The following is a 20,754-nucleotide window of genomic DNA, read 5'->3' as shown; positions in this document are numbered from 1 at the left end:
TGCCCTGAACGGGCTGCGGTGGCTGGGGCCGGGGTCGAACCGGCGACCTTCCGCTTTTCAGGCGGACGCTCGTACCAACTGAGCTACCCAGCCACGAGGTTTCACGTGAAACCTCAGCGGTCCTGACGGGATTTGAACCCGCGGCCTCCACCTTGACAGGGTGGCGAGCACTCCAAACTGCTCCACAGGACCAAGCGTCGTACGACAGTGTCGCACAGGGTGGTGCGTGCCCCCAACGGGATTCGAACCCGTGCTACCGCCTTGAAAGGGCGGCGTCCTAGGCCGCTAGACGATGAGGGCTATCGGCCCGCCTGGGCGCTTCTCAGCGCGTCGGGGACGTGAGAAGCATATGGGATGCCGGGACCTATCGCCAAAACGGTTTAGGGGGAGGCGGACGGGGTGCCCTCCGTGGGGGTGCTCGGGGGGCTCGGCGACGGGTTCGCGCCGGGCTGGTTCTCCTCCGGCAGGTGGCGGCTGACCTCGGCCGTCGTGAGGCCGAGGCCGCCCAGTTCGATCTCGTCCCAGGCCTGGAGGTGGCGGGTGTCGCGGTCGAAGTAGAGGATCGACGCCTCGATGGGGTCGGGGTGCTTGCCCTCGATGGCGCGCAGGCCGCTGCCGCCGGTGGAGCCCTCGATGCGGAGTCGGGTGCCGTACTTCATGACCTCCGTCTCGTCGTGGTGGAGATGGCCGGACAGGACCAGGGGCACCTCGCCGTCGACCTCGCGGGCCGCCGCCGGTTCGTGGACGACGGCGACGTCCACCGGCGTGCCGGCCGAGCTCTGATCGCGCAGGGCCGTGGCCAGCCGGGCACCCGCCAGTTCCTGGGACTGGGCGGCGCCGATCTGCTTCGAGCGGTCCGGGGTGTACTGCGGATCGCCGATGCCCGCGAAACGCAGGCCCTTGATCGTCTTCGCCCGGCCGTCGTCCAGGACGTGGACGTTCCTCAGGTCCTCCAGGTACTGCTGGGTGAGCGTCGAGTCGTGGTTGCCGCGGACCCAGACGTAGGGGGCACCCAGGTCCTCGATGGGGTCCAGGAAGCCGTTCTCGGCGGCCGTGCCGTGGTCCATCGTGTCGCCCGAGTCGACGATCACGTCCACCTTGTACTGCTCCACGAGCGAGGCGATGATCTTCCAGCTCGCCGGGTTGAGGTGGATGTCGGAGACGTGCAGGACCCGGATGGTGGAGGGGTCGGGCGCGTAGGCCGGGAGCGTCGAGGTGGCGTCGTAGAGCTTGGTCACGTTGGTGACCAGGCGGGCCAATTCCTTCTGGTAGACGTCGAATTCGGTGACGATGCTGCGCGCGTTGCCGACCAGGGAGGGGGCCGAGGTGAGCAGGCCGGAGAACTTGGGCTCCAGGACGGAGTCGGGGCGCCAGGTGGCGTAGGCCGTGCCGCCCGAGGCGGCGAGGAGCGTGAGGGCGAGACCGCCGGCGGCCAGGGCGCGGCGGGGGCGGCGGTAGACCGCGAGGCCGAGGGTGGTGGCCCCTGCGACGACGGCGACGCCCGAGCGGACGGCCAGGTCGAGGGTGCCGCGGCCGACGTCCTCGGTGACCTCGTCCTGGAGGCCGGAGAGCCGTTCGGGGTGGTCGACCAGGGCCCGGGAGCGGTCAGGGTCGAGCTGGTCGACGTTCACGTCCAGGCGGACGGGGGCGTTGTGACTGTCCAGCGCCAGGGCGCCCAGCGGCGAGACGTTGATCTTGGTGCCGCCGGTCAAGGAGGGGCGCAGGGTCATGGTGGTGTTCATGGGGCCGACCGGGACCCGGACGTTGCCCACGACCAGCAGTCCCAGCCAGGCGCCGACGAGGACGACGGTCACGAGTCCGGCCGCGCGGGCCCACGGGTGCGGCTGTCGTACGAGCTCGATCGTGGTGGGCGCCTGGCGGGAGCGGTAGCGGCGGGCCAGGGCACGCGGGGGCTTGCGGATCGGGTTCAGGACACTCCGGACTGCGGCGGGGACGCGGGCCATTGATCCCGTATGCCCAAGTCCCGGGGCGGATATGCGACGCCGGATGGCTCTCGTACGGCGGGGTCGTGGCCGACAATGGGCCTGTGCTGGAGATGACGCGCGAGGAGTTCGAGGAACTGGTCGCCGAGGCGCTCGACCGGATCCCGCCGGAGCTGACCCGACTGATGGACAACGTCGCGGTGTTCGTCGAGGACGAACCGCCGGCGGACGATCCCGAGCTGCTCGGGCTGTACGAGGGGACTCCGCTGACCGACCGGGGGGAGTGGTACGCCGGTGTGCTGCCGGACCGGATCACGATCTACCGGAACCCGACCCTGCGGATGTGCGAGTCGCGGGAGGACGTCGTCGCGGAGACGGAGGTCACTGTGGTGCACGAGATCGCGCACCACTTCGGCATCGACGACGAGCGTCTTCACGCCCTGGGCTACGGCTGAGCCGTGATGTGAACGCGGGGCGCGTGTCCTCTTGCGGGCGGCGGGAGTTGAAGGTGTTGACTCCATCACCCTTCCCGGAGGTGGCCCCGTGCGCCCCTTGTACGTACCCGTCCGCCTGGCCGCCACGGTCGTGGCCGTCGCCGCTGCCGCCGGCTGCATGAGCGTCGGCGCCGACGGCGCGGGCGGGAGTGCCAAGCCGTCGCACTCCGCGGGGCAGCGTGGCGGGGAGGGGCCCGAGGGCGGGTCGGCGGTGTCGGGCGGCGATACCGGGATCGGTGTGGCGTCGACCGACGGCAAGCACGGGCGCGGCAAGGGGAAGAAGGGCGGCAAGGGCAAGGGCAAGGGCGGCAGGCCGGGGGAGCCGGCGTCTCCCGAGGCGTCGCCGTCCGCCGCGGCGAGCGCGCCCGCGCAGGGAGGCGGCAAGCCGGGGCAGCAGGCCAAGCCGACGCCGAAACCGCCGGCACCGCCCACGCCCACCCGGACGGCCGAACCGGAGCCGACGCCGACACCGCCCGAGCCCCCGGCGTCGCAGGAGCCGACGACCTCGCCGGAGCCGACGCCCGAGCCGCCGGGGCCGCAGCTCGCCCAGCGGGAGCCGGCACCCGAGGCTGGGGCGCCGGCGTAGCCCCCGCTGTGAGCATCGTCGCGGCGGGAACATACTCTGGGGGTGGTCGGTTGACAGCCGACGGGAGGTTCTCCGGGCCATTGGCCTACAGAGGGCGTCCCTGCTGTCTCCTACGGAGTCCGGTTTGCCTTGCGGGGCCCGGAGTGCGTATGGTGGCAGATCGTTTGATCCCATTCTTGCCCGGCGCCACTGCAGAGCGCGCCGTGTGGCGCGTACTCTCCCTTGCCGTGGTGGACCGCATTGAGGCGGTCGTATTGCGAATCGCGAATCACGGAGTTGACGGGCGCGTGCCGATCGAGACTCCGGAAGGTTTCGCATTCGCATGTCCATCGCCAGTACTGATCACGTCGTCGTGCCCGAGAACGAGGCAGCCGACGCCACCCCCGAACTGACCTTCGCCGACCTCGGTCTGCCCGAGGGCGTCGTGCGCAAGCTCGCACAGAACGGCGTGACCACCCCCTTCCCCATCCAGGCCGCGACCATTCCGGACGCCCTGGCCGGCAAGGACATCCTCGGCCGTGGCCGCACCGGCTCCGGCAAGACCCTCTCCTTCGGTCTGCCGGCCCTGGCGACGCTCGCCGGCGGCCGCACCGAGAAGCACAAGCCGCGCGCCGTCATCCTCACGCCGACGCGTGAGCTCGCCATGCAGGTCGCCGACGCGCTCCAGCCCTACGGCGACGTCATGGGGCTGAAGATGAAGGTCGTCTGCGGCGGTACGTCCATGGGCAACCAGATCTACGCCCTGGAGCGGGGCGTCGACATCCTGGTCGCCACCCCGGGCCGGCTGCGCGACATCATCAACCGCGGCGCCTGCTCGCTGGAGAACGTGCAGATCGCCGTTCTCGACGAGGCCGACCAGATGTCCGACCTGGGCTTCATGCCCGAGGTCACCGAGCTGCTTGACCAGGTTCCGGCGGGCGGCCAGCGGATGCTGTTCTCCGCGACCATGGAGAACGAGATCAAGACCCTCGTCGACCGGTACCTGAACAACCCGGTCAGCCACGAGGTCGACGCCGCCCAGGGCGCCGTCACGACGATGTCGCACCACATCCTCATCGTGAAGCCCAAGGACAAGGCGCCGGTCACCGCGGCCATCGCCTCCCGCAAGGGCCGCACGATCATCTTCGTCCGCACCCAGCTGGGCGCCGACCGCGTCGCCGAGCAGCTGCGCGACGCCGGTGCGAAGGCCGACGCGCTGCACGGCGGCATGACCCAGGGCGCCCGGACGCGGACGCTGGCCGACTTCAAGGACGGCTACGTCAACGTCCTCGTCGCCACCGACGTCGCAGCGCGCGGTATCCACGTCGACGGCATCGACCTGGTGCTGAACGTGGACCCGGCCGGGGACCACAAGGACTACCTGCACCGGGCCGGCCGTACGGCGCGGGCCGGCCGCACGGGCACGGTCGTCTCCCTCTCGCTGCCGCACCAGCGGCGCCAGATCTTCCGGCTGATGGAGGACGCGGGCGTCGACGCCACGCGCCACATCATCCAGGGCGGCGCGGCCTTCGACCCGGAGGTCGCCGAGATCACCGGCGCCCGGTCGATGACCGAGGTCCAGGCCGAGTCCGTGGGCAACTCCGCGCAGCAGGCCGAGCGTGAGGTCGCCCAGCTCACCAAGGAGCTGGAGCGGGCGCAGCGGCGTGCGACCGAGCTGCGTGAGGAGTCCGACCGGCTGCTCGCGCGGGTCGCTCGTGAGCGGGGCGAGGACCCCGCGGCTGCCGTGGAGTCGGCGGTGGCCGGGGATGTTCCGGCCGGTGTCGAGGTGTCGGTGCCCGAGCAGCCGACCGCGCAGGATGTGGCGCGCGAGGAGCGTGCCGAGTCCTCCCCGTCGTACGAGCGCCGGGAGCGGCGCGAGGAGCGTGGCGGCGGCTACGGGCGTGACCGCTACGCCGACCGTGACCGTGGTGGCGACCGCGGCGGGCGTTCGTTCGACCGTGACCGTGGCGGTGATCGCGGCGGGCGTTCGTTCGACCGTGACCGCGGTGGTGACCGTGGTGGCCGTTCGTTCGAGCGTCGTGATGACCGGGGTGGCTTCAACCGGGACCGTGACCGTGGCGGCGACCGTGGCGGGCGTTCGTTCGACCGTGACCGCGGTGGTGACCGTGGTGGCCGTTCGTTCGAGCGCCGTGATGACCGGGGTGGCTTCAACCGGGACCGCGGTGGTGACCGTGGTGGCCGTACGTTCGAGCGCCGTGACGACCGCGGTGGCTTCAACCGCGACCGCCGGGACGACCGTCCGGGCTTCCGCCGCGACGAGCGCGGTGGGCACCGCGGCAGCGACCGTCCCTTCAACCGGGACCGCCGTGACGACCGTCCGGGCTACCGCTCCGGCGGCCACGACCGCCCGAACGGCCGTCGTGACGACCACCGCGGCGGCGGCTCCTTCGGCCGCCGCGAGGACAAGCCGCGCTGGAAGCGCAACGGCTGACGCAGACGCGTGACGAGCGCCGTGGCCCCCTCTGAGAGGCGGGTCGCGGCGCTCTGCTTTCGGTCCCGTACGGTGGTGTGTGATCGTCACGAGCCGATACCCGATCGGAGACTCGCCGTCGTCCGGCTATGCTCGTGGGGGCAACATCACCTGGGCCCTTAGCTCAATTGGCAGAGCAGTGGACTTTTAATCCATTGGTTGTGGGTTCGAGTCCCACAGGGCCTACCTGAAGGACCCCAGCTCAGAAGGAAACTGAGCTGGGGTCCTGTCCGTTTCAGGATAGTTTCATGATCGCTTGCTCAGTCGAAGCTCAGCCGAAGTGCATTCGGAGTGAGGTGGGTTGAGGATGGGCGGCCGACTCGGTGGCCGACCGCCCATCCCTGCCTCCGGTGTCCTCTCCGGGTCGCCCTGTCGAGCGACCGCAACACCTTCAGCAGCTAGCGGAGGGGGGTGTTCCGCTCACGTTCCCGACCCCTCCAAGATCAAACAATGCCCAAATTATTGGGCAGACTTCCAACCTTGATCACTTCAACGTGTGATGGTGCGAGACCTCCCCGACGACGACGAGTGGGTGCAGGAGCGCCGCCGTACCATCGGGGCCCGCATCCGTGCCGAACGCCTCCGCCAGAACGCGAGCCAGGACCAGGTGTGGATGGCGGCCCGCATCACCCGCTGGACGTACCAGCGCGTCGAGTCCGGCGAGGGTTGCACCCTGTCGACGCTGCTCCGCATCGCCTGGGTGCTCGAAGTCCAGTTGGGCGACCTGGATGAGTGAGGGCCCGCCGCCGGCGACGGGGGACGTGTCCGGCGACGGGCCCGTGGCCACCCGTAACGGGGCGTCGGGGTGGCCATCCGCTACCAGCGTCGGCGCGAGCCGGTAGCGGGGGCATGGACTAGATGCGCGTGCCGACAGCGATGGTGTCGTTGTCCGCGAGCCGCAGGACCGCCCGGAGGATGATCGGCAGGCAGCGTTCGTCCAGGTCTTGTACGGCGGCGATGGTGGTCATTCCGATGCCGACCATCGACAGGACCAGGCCGAGGAACGAGCGCTGCTGCTCGTCCAGGCCGAGGGTGTACAGGCGTCCCAGAAGCCCGTCGAAGTCAGCTCGCTGGCCGCGTCCGGTGTCGACGACCAGGGCGCGCTGTACGGCCGGGACTTCCAGGACGGTCCGCTCATCGAGCAGCGCCTGGACGGCTGACCGAGCGCCGGGGGACGTCGCGGTGCGCAGCAGCTGCTTGCCGAGCGCCTGGAGCGGGTCATCCTCGACGGGGGGCTCGGGTTCGGTGGTGGTGGTCATGCCGAGGCCTCCGCAGGGCGGCGGCCGGCGAGTCGGGCTGCGGAGGCGCGGGCGCATGCTGCCCGGTACACCTCGTACAGGCGGCTCTCCTCCTCGCAGGAAAGTTCGGCGTTCACGCCCTCGCTGTTCCTGGCCAGGCACGTCTTGCACCCCGCGCAGTGGTTCGCCAGGCGCACGAACGCCATCTGCTCGGACGTCACCTCGATCCCCGCGCTGACGATCTCGTAGTGGTCGCACAGGGCGGCCAGGACGCGGGCGAGCCTCCGGGCGTACATGGCGCTGCCCGCCAGCGGGACGAAGCTCAATTCGTGGGCGCGGAGCTTGCCTCCCGCCTCCTCGGCGCAGGCCAGGGCGGCGGCACGGGTGGGGCTGCTCTCCGACAGAAGAGTGGCCGCCTGCTCGACCTCGGGGGCCAGCAACTCGATCTGGCCGCGCAACGTGGCGGTGAGCGTCTCCAGCTCCTCCCCGGAGGGCGGGAGGACATCTGGCGCACTGTCCGGGCCCAGCATGCGGTGCGCCGTTTCGCGCATCGTCGCGAGGTCCGGCGGGTCTTCGGCTAGCGGTGTGCGGGCTGTAGCGTTCACGATGTCGACGCTCCTTGCGGCGTTGGCCACGCCCCGGGAGGCCTCCACCTCGCCGGGGTCTTGAGACCTCACCCTTGCGCGTGCCAGGTACTTCTGACTTGCCGTCGAGGGGTACCCATCATGGGTACCCTCAGCGTCAGAACACCCCATCACCAAGCGCGACGAGGCACCCATGACCGGTCACGCACCGCCAACCGCGCTCCCCCGAGAGCTCCTGGAGCGCCCCGAGGTGAGATCCGCGCTCGCCACCCACGACTTCGGGACGGTGTTCCATCTCGCGCGCACGGAGGCGGGCATCAGCTACTCGCTGATCGCGGCAGAGTGCGGCATCAAGCCGGAGCGTGTGGGGACGCTTGCTAAGGGGCACGGCAAGGTGGCGACGTTCGAGAAGATCGTTCGTATTGCCGACGCGTTCCGCATCCCCGGCCACATGGTGGGGCTCGCGCCGCGGCCGTGGGAGACATCCCCCGAAGACTCGGTCGGCGCTGCGCCTCGCCGAGAGTTCCTCAAGACCTCCGCGGCGGCGAGTCTCGCCGTCGGGCTCCCCGAACTCTCCCGTTCCTCGCCAGGCGGCCGCGTCGGCAGCGACCTCCCCAAGAAATTGCGGCAGCGCACGGCCCGCCTGCGGCGCCTCGACGAGGTCCTCGGCGGCGGTGACACCTACCGCACCTATCTCGGCGAGTACCAGGCCACCAGGGGGCTACTGCGGCGCAACTCGTACACGGAGGAGACGGGGCGCGGCCTGCTGTCGGTGCTCGCCGAGCAGGCGCAGCAGGCTGGTTGGGCGGCGTTCGACGGTGGTCGGCACGCCGAGGCGCGCGGCCTGTACGAAGCCAGCCGCAAGGCGGCCACGGATGCGGGGGATGCTGCGCTTGCCGGGAACGCACTGGCCTTCCTGGCGTACCAGGGGCTGCGAGGCGATCGGCAGGACAGGCGGGACGCGGTGCAGACCGCGGCCAGATCGTGCGCCACCGCCGGCCCGGACGCGGTGCCGCGTGTGCGTGCGCTGCTGTACGAGCGGCTTGCGTGGGCGCATGCGGTGGCGGGCCACGCCGACGAGACAGAGCGCGCCCTGGACGCCGCCCAGACGGCGCTCGCCGAGGTCGACGACACCCCGCCGCCGGACTGGGCGGCGTGGGTCGACGATACCGAGCTGCAGATCATGTCCGGCCGGTGCTGGACGGAGCTCGGCCGGCCCTTGAGGGCCGTGCCGGTCCTTGAGGCCGCGCTCGCCCAGTACAACGACTCACATGCGCGGGATAAGGCCCTGTACCTGTCGTGGCTCGCCGACTCCTACGTGACGGCGGGTGAGGTGGAGCAGGCGGCCACAGTCACCGGCCGCGCGCTCGGCCTCTCCTCGGGAGTGGCGTCGGTACGGCCCCGGGAGCGGCTGGAGCCGGTGCTCCTGCGGCTCGGCGAGCACCAGGTGCTGCCTGCGGTCGCCGACGTCCTGGAGCAGGCTCGCGGCTGAACTACTGGGCGGGAGTGGTGTTCGCGGTGATCCAGTCGAGGCACCCCTTCGACCCGGCCTCGATCGGCACGGCGGCGATCTCCGGGTTTTGCCACGGGTGGTGCTTCAGCAAGTGCGCCTCCAGCTCGGGGTAACGGGCCTGGGTGGTCTTGAGCAGCAGCTGCCACTCCTCACCAGTGCCGAATTCGCCGTCGTGCCAGAACGCCGAGGTAACGGGGCCGATGATCTGCGCGCCAGCTGCGAGCCGCTCAGCGACAACGGAGCGGGCCAGCTCAATGGCTTGGTCACGGGCAGGGGTTGCCGTGGACACCTGGAGGAATTTGGTCATGCCGGGAGCGTATGGGGCACCAGCGGACATACGAAAGGGCCCCCTCCCGCCCGAAGGCGAGAGGGGGCGCAGTCATGAGCCGATGTCGTGCAGGTACGGACGGACCTCGTCGGGTATGGGCTGCGGCGGCGGGGGCGGCTCCAGCTGCGCCTGCCGCATGTACGCCACTAGCGAGCGGGCCCAGCCAGCGATGTAGCGCAGGGCGAAGTCCTGGGCGCTGATCCGTGCCCGGTCCTCCTCGGCCTGCTGCCGATCCTGCTCCGCCTGCTGCCGGTCCTGCTCGGCCTCCCGCTCCAGGCGCGCGATGTGCTCGCCCAACTTCTCTGTGACTGCGGTGAAATCGTCGCGCCGCTCCGCCCCGCGCGGCCGCCGAGGCTGCCGTCGGCCGATGACGGCGGTGACGACACCGCCGGCCGCCGTGACGAGGGCGACGGCCAACGCGCTCAGGGCAGTCAGCATCTCAGGTCTCACGCGGTAGCTCCGTCCGTGCTGGAGGCTCGGCCCAGCCGATCGCCACCAGGCAGACCGCACCGAACGCGCCGAAGATCAAGGCCGCAACCCAACCCCGGGGGTAATCGTCGAGCGGCCACCACGCCACGAGATAGGACATGGACCAGGGTGCGGTGATCGCCCAGACGGCCAGGAAGCCGGGCCAGTCGCGGCGCGGTGGGAGCCACGCGCCGACGAGCGCGATGGCTCCGGCCGTGATCCACGCCCAGCCCCAGACCTCCAGTGGCCAGAGCGTGAGGAGCAGGCGCAGGCCGCGTGTGTCCCGGACTGGTTCGATGATCTGACCGGAGCCGTAGAGGGTGGCAATGATGCCCTTCATGGTGAGCAGGGCGCCGCGGCGGCCCAGCCGCCTCGTGAGCCGCCGAGCCGCCGCGCGCATCAGACGCCCTTGGCGAAGCTCGCGGAGTTCTTCGTACCGAACGCTCTGGCGAGCATGCCCTTCAGCAGGGTGCCTGCTGCGGCGATGCCGGCCGCCGCCATGGTCTCCCAGAACGACGCGCGGAACATGTCGGCGGGACCGGCCGCCACGGCCACGGCACCCGCGGCAACGACGCCGGTGGCGAGGGTGCGCTCGGCGAGGTCTCGGGCGTAGGTCTTCGCCGTCTTCACGACGGTCTCGGCGTCGCCGGGCAGGGTGAATTCGGGCATGGTGCTACCTCACTTCTTGGGGAGCTTGATCTTCTGGCCGGGCGTGATGTCGTCCGGGTTCTTGAGGACGTTGAGGTCGGCGATCTCGCGCCAGCGGTTGCCGTCGCCGAGCTTGCTGGCGGCGATCGACCAGAGGGTGTCCCCGCGGGAGACGGTGTAGACGACGGTGGGCTTGAGCCGCTCCCGGATCTGCCCGCGCAGCCAGTCCATTCCGAAGCCGCGCGGGTCGACCTTGCCCGGCTGCCATTCCAGGTGGCCGATGGTGGACCGCTCGTTCCAGCCGTGGTGGCGGCAGATCGCGGCGGCGACCTTCTCGATGGCCTCCAGCTGCTCGCGCGGCCACGGGTCCTTGCCGTCGCCCTTGTTGATGGCCTCGAAGCCGTAGAAGTGCCGGTTGCCGTCGGTGTTCGCTTCGTTGTCGCCCGGCAGCTGGCGCTCGGCGACGACGGCGCGCAGGACGTCGCTGTCGCCGAGGCCGGCGTGGTTGGCGCGGCCGTTGCCGACGAGGTGGACGTGGCCCTTTTTGTCGATGACGCCGTGGCACAGCGGGCCGGGCAGCCCGGCGTAGCCGTCGTAGCAGATGCGGACGGAGGCCTCGGTGCCGGAGGTGACGGTGTGGTGGATCATCACGCCGTTCACCGGCCCCCAGGGACCCTTGCTGTTGCGATTGTGCGTGCGCCACGAGCGGACCTCGTGGACGGTCAGGCCCTCGGCGCGGAGGACCTCCACCAGCTTCGACGGGGACAGGGGTGTGGCCATGTGGGCTCCAGGAACGAGGAAAGCCCCGGGCCAGGCGGCGCGGGGCAAGCGGGGCGGGTGGGTCAGGACACGAGGTTGGCGCCGGGGGACGTCGTGCCGCCGGTGTAGGCGGTGATGGCAGCCGTGCTGAAGATCAGGGCGGTGCCGACCGCCCAGCCGCCGTTCGTCAGGTCGTTGTTGGCCACGACGTTGTCCCCGGCCGAGGTGGCACTGACAGTGATGCCGTTGGTCCCCGAGCCCTTGATGATCCGGTTGCCGGTGACGGTGCCGTCCTGGGCGCCGTCGCTGAGGCGGACACCCGCCGACGCGGCGGACTGGATCCAGTTGCCCTGCACGCTGAACTTGCTGCTGGTGGCGAGGAAGATGCCGTGGTTCGCGGTGGTGCCGTCGATGGTGTTGCCGGTGACGTTCACGCCGGTGCAGCCGGTCACGTTGACGCCGTTGGAGCCGGAGTTGCGCACGGTGTTGGAGCCGATGTGCGCGCCGTCGGAGTTGAAGCACACGATGCCTGTGGACTGGGTGCCGGCGATCGTGTTCCCGGTGACGTTCGGCCTGCTGCAGTACTCGACGTGGATGCCGTTGGAGGTGTCCGTGTTGAACCCGAGAACGCTGTTCCCGGAGATCTCGACCTGGTCGTAGGTCCCGCCGGAGGCGCCGAAGACCCTGATGCCGGACGCGTCCTTGGCGCCCTCCACGGTGTTGCCCGTGATCGAGATGTTGCGGCCGTTGATGGTGTAGCCCTCGGACGGCCCGGCGCCTGCCGGGTCGGGGCGGGACAGCTGGATGCCGGACAGGCCGGAGCCGGTGACGACGTTGCCCGAGATGACTGCGCGGCGCCAGCCGAAGCCGTAGATTCCCTGCTGGCGGGTGCCGTCGATGCGGTTGCCGATGATCTGGATGCCGTAGTAGTAGACGCCGGAGCGCAGCATGTGCGAGCCGACCCCGCGGCCGAAGGATCCGAGCCGGCTGGACGCACCGACCTGGCAGCCTTGGACCAGGATGTCCTTGGACGCGGTGTTGTCGAAGTCGCCGATGGAGGCCGACCCGGACACGGCCATGTCGATCTGGATCGCCTCGGAGAAATCGCGGGAGCCGTCGCCGGAGTTGTCCTTGTAGCCGAGGAAGCGGCAGTTGATGGCGCGGCCGCGGCTGGTGGAGTTGAACTCCAGGCCGTGCGCGGACGACACGTTGGTGATCGTGGCGTCCCGGACCGTGATGTCCTCGCAGTGAACGAAGCTCATGCAGTTCGTCGTGGCCGTCACCGTGCCGACACCGGCGTCGGCCGCGTTGGCGTCCCAGGTGCCGCCCAGGACCTGGATGTGGGAGTGCCCGCTGTACCCGGCGAACGTCTCCGAGCTGAGGAAGTTCCTCAACAAGCCGCTGTTGCCGATGGCCTTGAGCGTGGCTCCGTAGGCCCAGATCGTCGTGTTGTCGTAGACGACCGCGAACGTGCTCAGGCCGTAGGTCTTCCCGGCCGGGATGACGACCGTGCCGCCGCCGGCGGCGTGCGCGGCGTCGAGCTGGGCCTGGATCGCCCAGAGGTCGTCCGAGACGCCGTCGCCCGCGGCGCCGGTGACCCAGAACAGGCCGGCCTCGGTGTACGTGGTGATGTCGGTGGTCTCGTCGTGGGAGTACCCGGCCGGGGTCTCGCTGATCCACATCGAGGTGACGCGCACGTTGGTGCCGGTGGCGATCGCCCCGGATCCGGAGATGGAGCGCAGCTGCACATCGCCCGAGGTGACGATGGTGGCCTCGCCGTCGGTGGAGCCGTTGCCCCAGGTGGCGTTGACCGGCCGGGGCGGGGCCCAGCCGGACGGCAGCGTGCACATGAGGGGGTCGCCGCTGATGTTGCCCGACCCGGCGGACGACTCGGTGATGTCCGCGCCGGTGCGGGTGACGAAGATGTCGACCTCGGTGATGCCGTGCAGCCTCGTGCCGGTGAACGAGGACACCGACCAGCCGGACGGCACGGACAGTCCTGAGGTGATGACCTCGTCGGCGGTGTTGTCCATCAACCGCTCGGGGGTGATCTTGAGCCCGTTGAGCCACTGCACGCGGGCGCCTCCTATTCGGTGAGTGCCGTGAACGGCATCTGGAAGAGCGACACCCGCGCGCCTGCGGGCTGGGCCTTGATGACGCCGTTGACGGAGCGGACGACGGTGAACGTCTGCGGGCTGACCACGCGCAGGTCCCGGTAGCGGATCTCCGGGTTCACGTTGGTGTTGCTGCTGGAGGAGATCGACCTCGTCCCCCAGTGCGTCGAGGGCGCCAGGGATGTGTCGGTGACGTCGATGTGCCACTGGGCGGGTTCGCGTGTCCCGGCCGGCCACACCTTGGCGCGCAGCGTGCTGCCGGACGTCTGGAAGCGGATCCGGTAGTACGTGCCCGCCGTGTAGGAGCCCGCGCTGTAGGAGGCCAGCTCGGTTTCGGTGGCGGTGACCCGCTTGCGGACCGTGAGGGTCAGCGTGCCCGTGCTGTTGAAGGCGAGCCGTGCGGCATACAGGTTGTCGGGGTCGAGGTAGCGGCCGGTCACTGACCCGGACAGGAATCCGCCCGTCGCGGCCGCCGAGACGGTGATGCTGGCGTAGACGTCGACGTCGGCGTGGGTGAGGGCGGCGACGCTGCGGCGGGACACGTTGGTGCTGGCCAGCCGGTGGCCTCCGTACCCGCCGGCGATCTGGTAGTCCGCAGACGTGCCGCCGCTGGTCTGCCAGGCCTGCCCGGTGTCCGCGCTGCCCCAGCCTGCGCTGACGGTGCGGGCGAAGGCGTCCTCGAGGGAGCCGGTGACACCGGTCAGGGTCATGCGCTCGCCGTCGACGAGGATGTCCATGGGGAAGTCGTCCGGGTAGTCCCCGGAGCGCGCCCACGGGGCGCCCTCGTTGACGACCTGGAGGGATGTGGCGGTGCTGGTGGCCGCTGTCTCCAGGGTGCTGCCGCTGGTGTCGGTGCGGGCCTCCCCCACGACGGCCGTCATCCACGGCCCGTAGGGCACGCAGTTGAACGTGATCTGCCACCGGAACTGGCTGAGCGTCTCGGTGTAGCCCATGACGAGCAGGTACAGGTCGTTGAAGGAGTGCTTGGTCGGCACGTTGGTGACCTTGATGACGTCGCCGACGTCGAGCTGCGCGACCTCGGGGAGCTGGCCGACGATGGCCCGGGCGTCCACGGTGAGGGTGGGGAACCGGGCTTCGTCCCAGGTGCCGAGGTGCACGCGCCAGGCGGCCAGGCCCTCGCACTGCTCGTCGGTGTAGACGTTGAGGGTGACCTGCTGGGCCTTGCGTCCCACGCCGTCCTCGTCGAGCTCGGGCGGGTTGACGTTCAGCGAACCCTCGGTCTTCTCGTACCGGCCCGAGGAGCCACCCTCACGCTGGACGGTGCTGTCGTTCTCCAGCGCGGAGTCGTCGTCGACCGGCGCGAAGACGCCGACCACGTGCCCTGGCGCGGTGTAGTCCAGGGTGAGCTTGGGTGTCTGGTTCTGCAGCGCGGCCGGCGACAGGTACAGGAACGCGTTTCGGGCCCGCTGGTCCAGCAGGATCCCGCCGTCGGCGGCCGCCGCGTCCCGCACGACGGCCAGGAACGTGTCGAGGGGCTGCGGCCCCACCCGCTCACCGGCGAAACGCTTGCCCCGCCAGGTCAGGGGGACGTCGTTCTCGCGCGCGACGCGGGTGATGCGGTCGGCGGTGAACTCACCGGCGTAGCCGAGCAGCACGGTGCCGGTGGTGGCCGGGGTGTCGTAGGCCTCGGTGGTGATGGCGTCCCACACCGAGATATGGCCCACGGCCAGGCCGTCCATGAGCGCGTTCCATCCGTTGGGCGGGGAGCCCACGGAGGTGACGCGGCCGAGGGTTCCGGCGACGGTGTCGGAGAAGCCGCCGGCGTCGCCGCCCACGTCCTGCCAGGACATGCGCCAGGAGATGTTGCCGCCGACCTGCTGGGCGTAGAAGCGGCACAGAACCCACTGGTTGAACAGGTCCGGCCCGGTGGCGATCAGCTGCGAGACGACCGCGACGCCATCACTGTTGTAGCCCAGGATGCGGCTGCCGGTGTCCTTGACCTGGATACGCCAGTCCCGCACGGTGCCGGACGTCTGGATCGACATGTAACTGGCGTAGTCCGAGGGCTGGGTGTCCAGCCGGTACAGCCAGTACACCGACCAGGCGGTGGCCGACCCGCCCGCGGGGATCTGTCCGGACAGGCGGGAGGTGACGGCCCCGTTCTGGGTGGCGACGACGGGGAGCGCGGCGGAGGACGGCAGCGACGACTCGGAGGCGAACGTCATGTTCAGCGCGGTCATCGGCTTCACCCCGTCGAGGGGGCTGTAGGCCTGGGAGGCGTCGGTGCCTTCCTCCAGCGGCCAGTACGCGCGCGGTTTGTAGCCGGGCACCCGGCGGGCCAGGACGGACTTGAGCGGGTCACGGCCGGAGTCCAGGCGCCGCTTCAGGGACTGGGCGGTGATCCGGACGATGCTGTCGGTGTCGGAGTCGTCGGTCTCGGCCGGCCACTCGGGCACCTCGCCGTGCAGGCGGTAGTTGCGGCGGGCGATCTGGGCGCCGCCGGACAGGGTCCACAGGTTGCCGGCTCCGTCGGTGACCGAGGTGGCCCCGGCGGCCAGGTTGGTGAAGTCGACGTCGGCGACGACCAGGCCCTTGATGCCGCGGCGGACCTGGGCGCGGTAGCCGTAGCCGATGAACGGGGTCCGTGCCGGGTTGCCGGTGGGGTCGTTGATGCCGATGGCGAGCGGCCCGGCCGCCACCGACTTCATGCCGGTGGTGCCGGTCGCCGTCAGCGGCCCCGACACCGACGTCCAGGCGCCGCCCCAGGTCTCGGCCTGCCAGAACTGCACGGTCCAGCCGCCCGCCCCGTTGTCGGCGTCGAGGGTGACGCGCAGGACCTTCCCGCCGTATCCGGCGACGGCCTGGAAGGCCTGCACCTCGACACCCGCGCCGTCGACGAACCGGAACCGCAGCATGCCGTTGTAGACCGACAGCATCCACTGTTTCTCCGCCGTCACCGGCGACCACTTGCCGATCAGGGTCTGGTTGGCGGTGGCGTCCGTAAGGGTGGCGTCGAACTCCACCCTCACGTCGATGTCCCCGGCGATGTTCAGCTCGGGCCGGTGCGGGGTGGTCACCGTGCCCGTGTCGTCGAGGATCTCGAGGTGGCTGGTGGGCGACGGCACGCTGATCCGGATGGGCGTGTTGATGGACAGCTGCCGGTAGTACGGGGAGACGGGGTTGCGCGGGCTGTACTTCCCGTGCCGGTTGTTCAGGGCGAACGTGTACTTCGACGGGTCGGCCTCGGACGCCCAGGACGACAGGCCGCGGGTGCCGTTCATGTCGGACTCGGTGCGCACGTCCTCGCTGATGTCGACCCAGACGCCGCCCAGGTTGAGCTCGGTGGTGATCTCCACCCGTCCCCCTATCCCTGTCCGTAGGCCCGCTGCACGCTGCCGCCGCCGTAGACGACGACCGAGCGACGCATGAACCGGTTGAAGTCGTCTTCGCTGCCCACCCACTTGAGCGTGAGCTCCCGGCCGGCGGCCGCGCGCCGTACCCCGGCCGGGGTGACGTCGGCGGTCATGCCGGGCAGGTCGCCCGTGATGCCCTGCAGCTGGCTGCGCAGGGCCGGTGTCTGGGCGGCGATGCCGTCCATGAAACCGCCCATGAGCGCGGCGCCGGAGGGGGCCAGGATCCGCATGTCGACCCGCATGGGTCCCTTCCAGTCCGGCAGCATGTTGGTGATCCCGGACAGCTTGCTTTTCAGCGCGCCGACCATGCCGGTGATGCCGTTGATCAGACCCTGGATCAGCGCGCGGCCGGCGCCCACCAGGAGCCGGTTGAGGTTGCCGATCGCCGACATGAGCCGACCCGGCAGCCCGCGCACCCACGACACCAGGGACAGGGCCTTCTGCACGGCCACGTTCCGCAGGGCCTGGAACGCGGAGGATGCCCGCTGCCGCAGGGCGCCGAGCAGCCCGGCCAGCGCGCTGCTGACGCGCCCGGGCAGGCCTGCGGCCCAGGCGACAAGGGCGAGCATCTTCTTGACCGCCCAGTCCTTGGCCTGCCCGAACCACGCCGAGATCTTGCCGGGGATCCGCGAGAGCCACTCGATCCCGGCGAGGATGCCGTTGACCGCGCCCTTGATCTGCGCGACGACCCAGTTCCAGGCGGCCATCGTGTACGCCTTGACGGTGTCCCAGTTGGCGATGATCAGCGCCACCAGGCCGATGACGATCGCGATGATCCACCCGACCGGGCCCATCGCGATCAGCCACTGCGCGGCCATCGTCGCCGCCCAGATCACCGCGCGCGCGGCCATGCGCACGAACTGGGCGACGGCGATGGCCGCGGTGCGGATCATCTGCGCGGCGAACCGTGCCATCGCCTTCAGTGCCGCACCCGTCCACGCGGCCGCGGTACGGGCCGCCTGAGCCACGGCGGACGCCGCGATGCGTGCCCCGGACTTGATGGCGGTGGCCGCCGTGGCCACCCACCGGCGGGCGACCTGCCCGAGGCGGGAGTTCATCAGGTCCGACGCGGTGTCCACTGCGGATGAGGCCGCCTTGAAGGCCTTGAAGGCGACGACCGCGCCGAGGATCGCGTAGGTGAGGGCCTGCACCGCCCCGGGCGGCAGGCTGTTGATGAACTCCGCCAGGTGCAGGGCGATCATCGCCGTGATGCCGATCAGCGGCGAGAGCGCCGCCAAAACCTTCACGGCCGCCGACGCCAGCGAACCGAGCATCTGGGCGCCCTGGCGGGCCAGGTCCACGAACTGGGCGAACCCCTCGCTCTTGCTGAGGCCCTGGCCCCACTTGGCGAACGCCGCGGTGGACGACTCGAACCCGCCCGACATCTCGTCCGACATGGGCAGGAACGCCTTGATCACGCCCCCGATACCGACGGCGATGTTCTTCAGGCCCGACAGCAGGCTCTTGAGGTTCTGGCCGGCGACTTTCGCCATCGACTTGGCGAACGACTCCAGGCCCTTGCCCTTGGTGCCGCGGTCGATCTCGTCGATGAATGACCCGAACGCCTTCGACGCTTCCTTGACGAACGGAGTGAGTAGCGGGAGCAGGCGCCGCACGACCTGCAGGCCCTTGGTGTACACGGGCATGGTCGACGAGCTGAGGCTGTCGGACCACTTCTGGTGGTCCTTCTTCAGTCCGATGAACTCCTTCGCCATCGCCCGCGTGTGCGGCGGCATCGCGGCGAGGGCGTCGGTGTAGGCCTTCTGCTTGTCGGCGGCGTCCTCAGCACCGGCCGCCGCGGCCTTCTCCGCCTCCTCGGCGAGGGTGGCGGCCTCCGAGACGGACTGCATCTGCGGTCCAACGGCCAGCTGGAACGCTTTCGCGGCCACGCCGGCGGAGGCGAACGCGGCCGCCATGCCGCCCACACCGGCCGCCACGGCGGCGGCCACAGGCACGCCGACACCCAGCCCGGCCACCGCCTTTCCGAGGCCGGTCAGCTTGGCCTTGGCGCTGTCCACGCCCTCGCGCAGGGCGTCGGTGTCGATGCCCAGGCGGACCGTCATCGAAGCGAGCGTGGCCAAGGCCATCACCCCCTCAGGTCGCTATGGAGTTGTCGTGTTGAAACCGCCTCCGAGGGCGGCGTTCGCCATCTGCGCCATCCGGAAGAGCTCTTCCGGCGACTTGCGGATCTTCGTGCGGTCCCAGCGGGGCATGAAGTCGGCGACGGTGGGGGCACGCTGGCCCTTGCCGCGGTTCACGCTCGCGATGACGGAGGCGATCAGCGCGGCCTGGACGTCGCCGCGGGCGCCTCCAAGGGGGCCGGTGAGTTGTTCGTAGGCCAGCCACTCGGCGAGCTCGGCGGAGCCGGTCTCGGCGAGCAGGCGGCGCACGGTCATGCCGAGGTGCGCGGCCAGCCGGAAGTAGAACTGCCGCGCTGGCCGCGCCCTCAGTTTCCCGTCAGTTCCTTGACGTCCTCTTCGCTCATCTTCGACAGGCGGGTGGCGACGTCACACACCCGCTGCAGCGCCCGGGCGGACTTCTCGCCCAGCCGCTTCACCTCGGCCACCGAGCGGAACAGCTGCTTGCCGTCGGCGTCGACGATCGAGGCGGCGGCGAGCCGGGCCCGGAAGCCCTCCAGACCCTCGGCCCGGACGCTGGCGCCGTCCTTGCCGACGAACTGGGCCTCAAACTTGTCGCGTTCGGTGCCGGGGAGCTCCCGCACGCGCACGGTCCCGCCCCACTCGGGCACGGGCACGTCCTCGTAAGCGAGGTCGTCGGCGCCCAGGATCTGCTCGGCGGACAGGTACTGCGTCACGGTCACGCTCCGGTGGTGAGGGTCGGCTTGCCGGAGACCTTGAAGGTCAGCGACGCGGCGAGCTTGTCGTCGTGCGGCGCCTCCGGCTCGAAGTTGGTCAGGACCGCGGCGAACGCCCAGTCGCCCAGGTTCTTCGGCCACACGACCTTGTAGTTGCGGGGCTCGTCGTCCTCGAAATCGGCCACGAGCGAGTCGTGTTCGCGGGGGTCGTAGTTGATCTCGATCTCGACCTCACCGCCGTCCTTCAGGCCGCCGATGAACTCCCGCCAGGCGTCAGGCGAGCCGTGCGAGGTGACGTCGAGGGTCTCCCGCTCGAGGCCGGGCGGGGTGATGTCGGTGACGTTCGCGATCGCCGTGAACAGTTCGGTAGGGGTGGCACCGTCGCCGCGCTGCAGCTGGGTGCCGAAAGCGTCCAGACCAGCCATGGCCTGACTCCTTTACGACTTGGTCAGCCACACGCGATAGCTGACGTTGATGTGCCTGATGTCGGGGTCGGGGTCACGCAGCTCGGTGTGCTGCTGGTGCGCGACCGAGACGTCCTTGAAGCCGGCCACCGCCAGCGGCTGGCGGTCGAGGGCGGCGTCGAGCTCAGCGAGGATGCCCGCGGCCTCCTTGAAGCCGCGGTACTTGGACCACACGTGCAGCACGACGGAGGCCTCCAGGCCGCGCTGGTTGTGGGCGTCGTCCACGTTCTCGGTGATCGATCCGAGCGAGACGTAGGGGTGGGCGGCCTGCTCGGGCACCTCGTCGTAGACGCCGGACACGAGCGCCATGAGCGGGGCGTGCCCTGTGAGCTTGGCGTAGACGGCCTGCTGCAGCGGCCACAGAGCGGCCGTCACGACTCGCGGCCCTCCCTCTCGATGCCGAACGCCTTCAGCTCGGGGCTCTCGTCGAGCATCTTCGGGAACTCGGAGTCCAACCGGATCAGGTCCGAGGTGGGCTCCCCTGTGTCAAGGTCCCAGCTGGCGTATCCGACGAGATGCTCCTCGCCGCGTTCGCCGATCCGCATGTAGACCGGCAGCGTCACCTTGGCGGGCATGGTCACTCACCCCCCTCCTATGTGCCGGCGGAACGCGGCCCTGTAGGTGCGGGTGACCTGGGCGCGGTGCTCGTTGAACGCGGGCAGGAGGTAGGGCTGGTCGTCCATCTTGGAGGTGCCCTTCTCCACGTACATCGCGTACTCGAGCTCGGACGGGTCCCACACGCCGACGTCGGCGCGGCCGAAGTGGTCGTTGACCTGCTGGTCGAGGGCCTCCCACAGGTTGCCCTTGTCGCGGGGCACCTTGTCCTCGGCGGTGTTCTGGACGTTGTCCGCCCACTCGTTGAGGGTCTCCGTGCGTGCGGCCCGGGCGGCCTCGGGGATCCGGCCGATGGCGCGCAGCGCGTCTTGCAGACCGTCCAGACGGATGCGGCGGGCCAC

The 20,754-nt window shown here is 70.3% G+C and carries 22 protein-coding genes and 4 tRNA genes; 6 read left to right on the top strand and 20 right to left on the bottom strand.

What is annotated here, in order from left to right:
* Positions 1-19: 19 nt before the first annotated feature.
* The 4 genes from ACFZBT_RS17195 to ACFZBT_RS17180 all read right to left on the bottom strand — a co-directional run bounded on the left by ACFZBT_RS17195 (position 20) and on the right by ACFZBT_RS17180 (position 1,964).
* Positions 20-93 (bottom strand) — tRNA-Phe (locus ACFZBT_RS17195).
* Between the two features lie 24 nt (positions 94-117).
* Positions 118-192: transfer RNA gene (locus tag ACFZBT_RS17190), tRNA-Asp, on the bottom strand.
* 35 nt (positions 193-227) lie between these two features.
* A tRNA-Glu gene (locus tag ACFZBT_RS17185) sits at positions 228-300 on the bottom strand.
* Positions 301-380: 80 nt separating this feature from the next.
* Positions 381-1,964: a metallophosphoesterase gene (locus ACFZBT_RS17180; RefSeq protein ID WP_391103892.1), complete on the bottom strand. Its 1,584-nt coding sequence runs from the start codon at positions 1,962-1,964 to the stop codon at positions 381-383.
* An 83-nt stretch (positions 1,965-2,047) separates the two neighbouring features.
* On the opposite strand from ACFZBT_RS17180, the gene ACFZBT_RS17175 reads away from it, so the two are divergent.
* From ACFZBT_RS17175 to ACFZBT_RS17155, 5 genes are all read left to right on the top strand, one after another.
* Positions 2,048-2,398 (top strand): metallopeptidase family protein, encoded by a 351-nt coding sequence (locus tag ACFZBT_RS17175; protein WP_184593542.1) that lies wholly within the window; start codon positions 2,048-2,050, stop codon positions 2,396-2,398.
* Between the two features lie 88 nt (positions 2,399-2,486).
* Positions 2,487-3,023, top strand: a complete 537-nt coding sequence (locus ACFZBT_RS17170; protein WP_391103889.1) for a hypothetical protein — start codon at positions 2,487-2,489, stop codon at positions 3,021-3,023.
* A 322-nt stretch (positions 3,024-3,345) separates the two neighbouring features.
* Positions 3,346-5,454 (top strand): DEAD/DEAH box helicase, encoded by a 2,109-nt coding sequence (locus ACFZBT_RS17165; protein ID WP_391103886.1) that lies wholly within the window; start codon positions 3,346-3,348, stop codon positions 5,452-5,454.
* 152 nt (positions 5,455-5,606) lie between these two features.
* Positions 5,607-5,679 (top strand) — tRNA-Lys (locus ACFZBT_RS17160).
* Between the two features lie 313 nt (positions 5,680-5,992).
* Positions 5,993-6,229 carry a helix-turn-helix domain-containing protein gene (locus ACFZBT_RS17155; protein WP_391103884.1) on the top strand — a complete coding sequence of 79 codons (237 nt, stop codon included), beginning with the start codon at positions 5,993-5,995 and terminating at the stop codon, positions 6,227-6,229.
* A gap of 118 nt (positions 6,230-6,347) precedes the next feature.
* Here the strand turns inward: ACFZBT_RS17155 and ACFZBT_RS17150 are convergent, their stop codons facing one another.
* Together ACFZBT_RS17150 and ACFZBT_RS17145 are read right to left on the bottom strand one after the other, a co-directional pair.
* Complete coding sequence (locus ACFZBT_RS17150; protein WP_391103881.1) at positions 6,348-6,752, bottom strand: hypothetical protein; 405 nt, start codon at positions 6,750-6,752, stop codon at positions 6,348-6,350.
* Positions 6,749-7,336 (bottom strand): DUF6415 family natural product biosynthesis protein, encoded by a 588-nt coding sequence (locus ACFZBT_RS17145; RefSeq protein WP_391103878.1) that lies wholly within the window; start codon positions 7,334-7,336, stop codon positions 6,749-6,751. Before ACFZBT_RS17145 ends, ACFZBT_RS17150 begins: the two co-directional genes overlap by 4 nt.
* Before the next feature lie 172 nt (positions 7,337-7,508).
* On the opposite strand from ACFZBT_RS17145, the gene ACFZBT_RS17140 reads away from it, so the two are divergent.
* Entirely contained in the window at positions 7,509-8,807 is a 1,299-nt protein-coding gene (locus ACFZBT_RS17140) for an XRE family transcriptional regulator (RefSeq protein WP_391103875.1), read from the top strand.
* A gap of 1 nt (position 8,808) precedes the next feature.
* On the opposite strand, the gene cutA is transcribed toward ACFZBT_RS17140, so the two are convergent.
* The 14 genes from cutA to ACFZBT_RS17070 all read right to left on the bottom strand — a co-directional run bounded on the left by cutA (position 8,809) and on the right by ACFZBT_RS17070 (position 20,754).
* Positions 8,809-9,135 carry a divalent cation tolerance protein CutA gene (cutA, locus tag ACFZBT_RS17135; protein WP_391103873.1) on the bottom strand — a complete coding sequence of 109 codons (327 nt, stop codon included), beginning with the start codon at positions 9,133-9,135 and terminating at the stop codon, positions 8,809-8,811.
* A gap of 72 nt (positions 9,136-9,207) precedes the next feature.
* Complete coding sequence (locus ACFZBT_RS17130; RefSeq protein ID WP_391103871.1) at positions 9,208-9,606, bottom strand: hypothetical protein; 399 nt, start codon at positions 9,604-9,606, stop codon at positions 9,208-9,210.
* Positions 9,596-10,024 (bottom strand): hypothetical protein, encoded by a 429-nt coding sequence (locus ACFZBT_RS17125; protein ID WP_391104482.1) that lies wholly within the window; start codon positions 10,022-10,024, stop codon positions 9,596-9,598. The genes ACFZBT_RS17130 and ACFZBT_RS17125 overlap by 11 nt, the downstream gene beginning before the upstream one ends.
* Positions 10,024-10,293 carry a hypothetical protein gene (locus ACFZBT_RS17120; protein WP_391103869.1) on the bottom strand — a complete coding sequence of 90 codons (270 nt, stop codon included), beginning with the start codon at positions 10,291-10,293 and terminating at the stop codon, positions 10,024-10,026. Before ACFZBT_RS17120 ends, ACFZBT_RS17125 begins: the two co-directional genes overlap by 1 nt.
* A gap of 9 nt (positions 10,294-10,302) precedes the next feature.
* Positions 10,303-11,052 (bottom strand): N-acetylmuramoyl-L-alanine amidase, encoded by a 750-nt coding sequence (locus ACFZBT_RS17115; RefSeq protein ID WP_391103867.1) that lies wholly within the window; start codon positions 11,050-11,052, stop codon positions 10,303-10,305.
* A gap of 62 nt (positions 11,053-11,114) precedes the next feature.
* The gene (locus ACFZBT_RS17110) at positions 11,115-13,106 is read right to left on the bottom strand and encodes a right-handed parallel beta-helix repeat-containing protein (RefSeq protein WP_391103865.1); all 1,992 of its coding nucleotides are present in this window, start codon (positions 13,104-13,106) and stop codon (positions 11,115-11,117) included.
* A gap of 11 nt (positions 13,107-13,117) precedes the next feature.
* Positions 13,118-16,462 (bottom strand): hypothetical protein, encoded by a 3,345-nt coding sequence (locus tag ACFZBT_RS17105; protein ID WP_391103862.1) that lies wholly within the window; start codon positions 16,460-16,462, stop codon positions 13,118-13,120.
* An 8-nt stretch (positions 16,463-16,470) separates the two neighbouring features.
* Positions 16,471-18,582 carry a hypothetical protein gene (locus ACFZBT_RS17100; protein ID WP_391103859.1) on the bottom strand — a complete coding sequence of 704 codons (2,112 nt, stop codon included), beginning with the start codon at positions 18,580-18,582 and terminating at the stop codon, positions 16,471-16,473.
* Between the two features lie 39 nt (positions 18,583-18,621).
* Positions 18,622-18,915: a DUF4035 domain-containing protein gene (locus ACFZBT_RS17095; protein WP_391103856.1), complete on the bottom strand. Its 294-nt coding sequence runs from the start codon at positions 18,913-18,915 to the stop codon at positions 18,622-18,624.
* Between the two features lie 50 nt (positions 18,916-18,965).
* Complete coding sequence (locus ACFZBT_RS17090; RefSeq protein ID WP_391103854.1) at positions 18,966-19,340, bottom strand: hypothetical protein; 375 nt, start codon at positions 19,338-19,340, stop codon at positions 18,966-18,968.
* Positions 19,337-19,759, bottom strand: a complete 423-nt coding sequence (locus tag ACFZBT_RS17085; RefSeq protein ID WP_391103852.1) for a phage tail tube protein — start codon at positions 19,757-19,759, stop codon at positions 19,337-19,339. The genes ACFZBT_RS17090 and ACFZBT_RS17085 overlap by 4 nt, the downstream gene beginning before the upstream one ends.
* Positions 19,760-19,771: 12 nt before the next feature.
* Complete coding sequence (locus ACFZBT_RS17080) at positions 19,772-20,173, bottom strand: DUF3168 domain-containing protein (protein WP_391103850.1); 402 nt, start codon at positions 20,171-20,173, stop codon at positions 19,772-19,774.
* Positions 20,170-20,379, bottom strand: coding sequence for a hypothetical protein (locus tag ACFZBT_RS17075; protein ID WP_391103847.1), 210 nt, complete (start codon positions 20,377-20,379; stop codon positions 20,170-20,172). Before ACFZBT_RS17075 ends, ACFZBT_RS17080 begins: the two co-directional genes overlap by 4 nt.
* Complete coding sequence (locus ACFZBT_RS17070) at positions 20,380-20,754, bottom strand: HK97-gp10 family putative phage morphogenesis protein (RefSeq protein WP_391103845.1); 375 nt, start codon at positions 20,752-20,754, stop codon at positions 20,380-20,382.

The sequence above is a fragment of the Streptomyces sp. NPDC008137 genome (genome assembly GCF_042957035.1).
Classification (GTDB): Bacteria; Actinomycetota; Actinomycetes; order Streptomycetales; family Streptomycetaceae; genus Streptomyces.
Note: the sequence above shows the minus strand (reverse complement) of the source record. Positions and strands in the feature narration are given on the sequence as shown.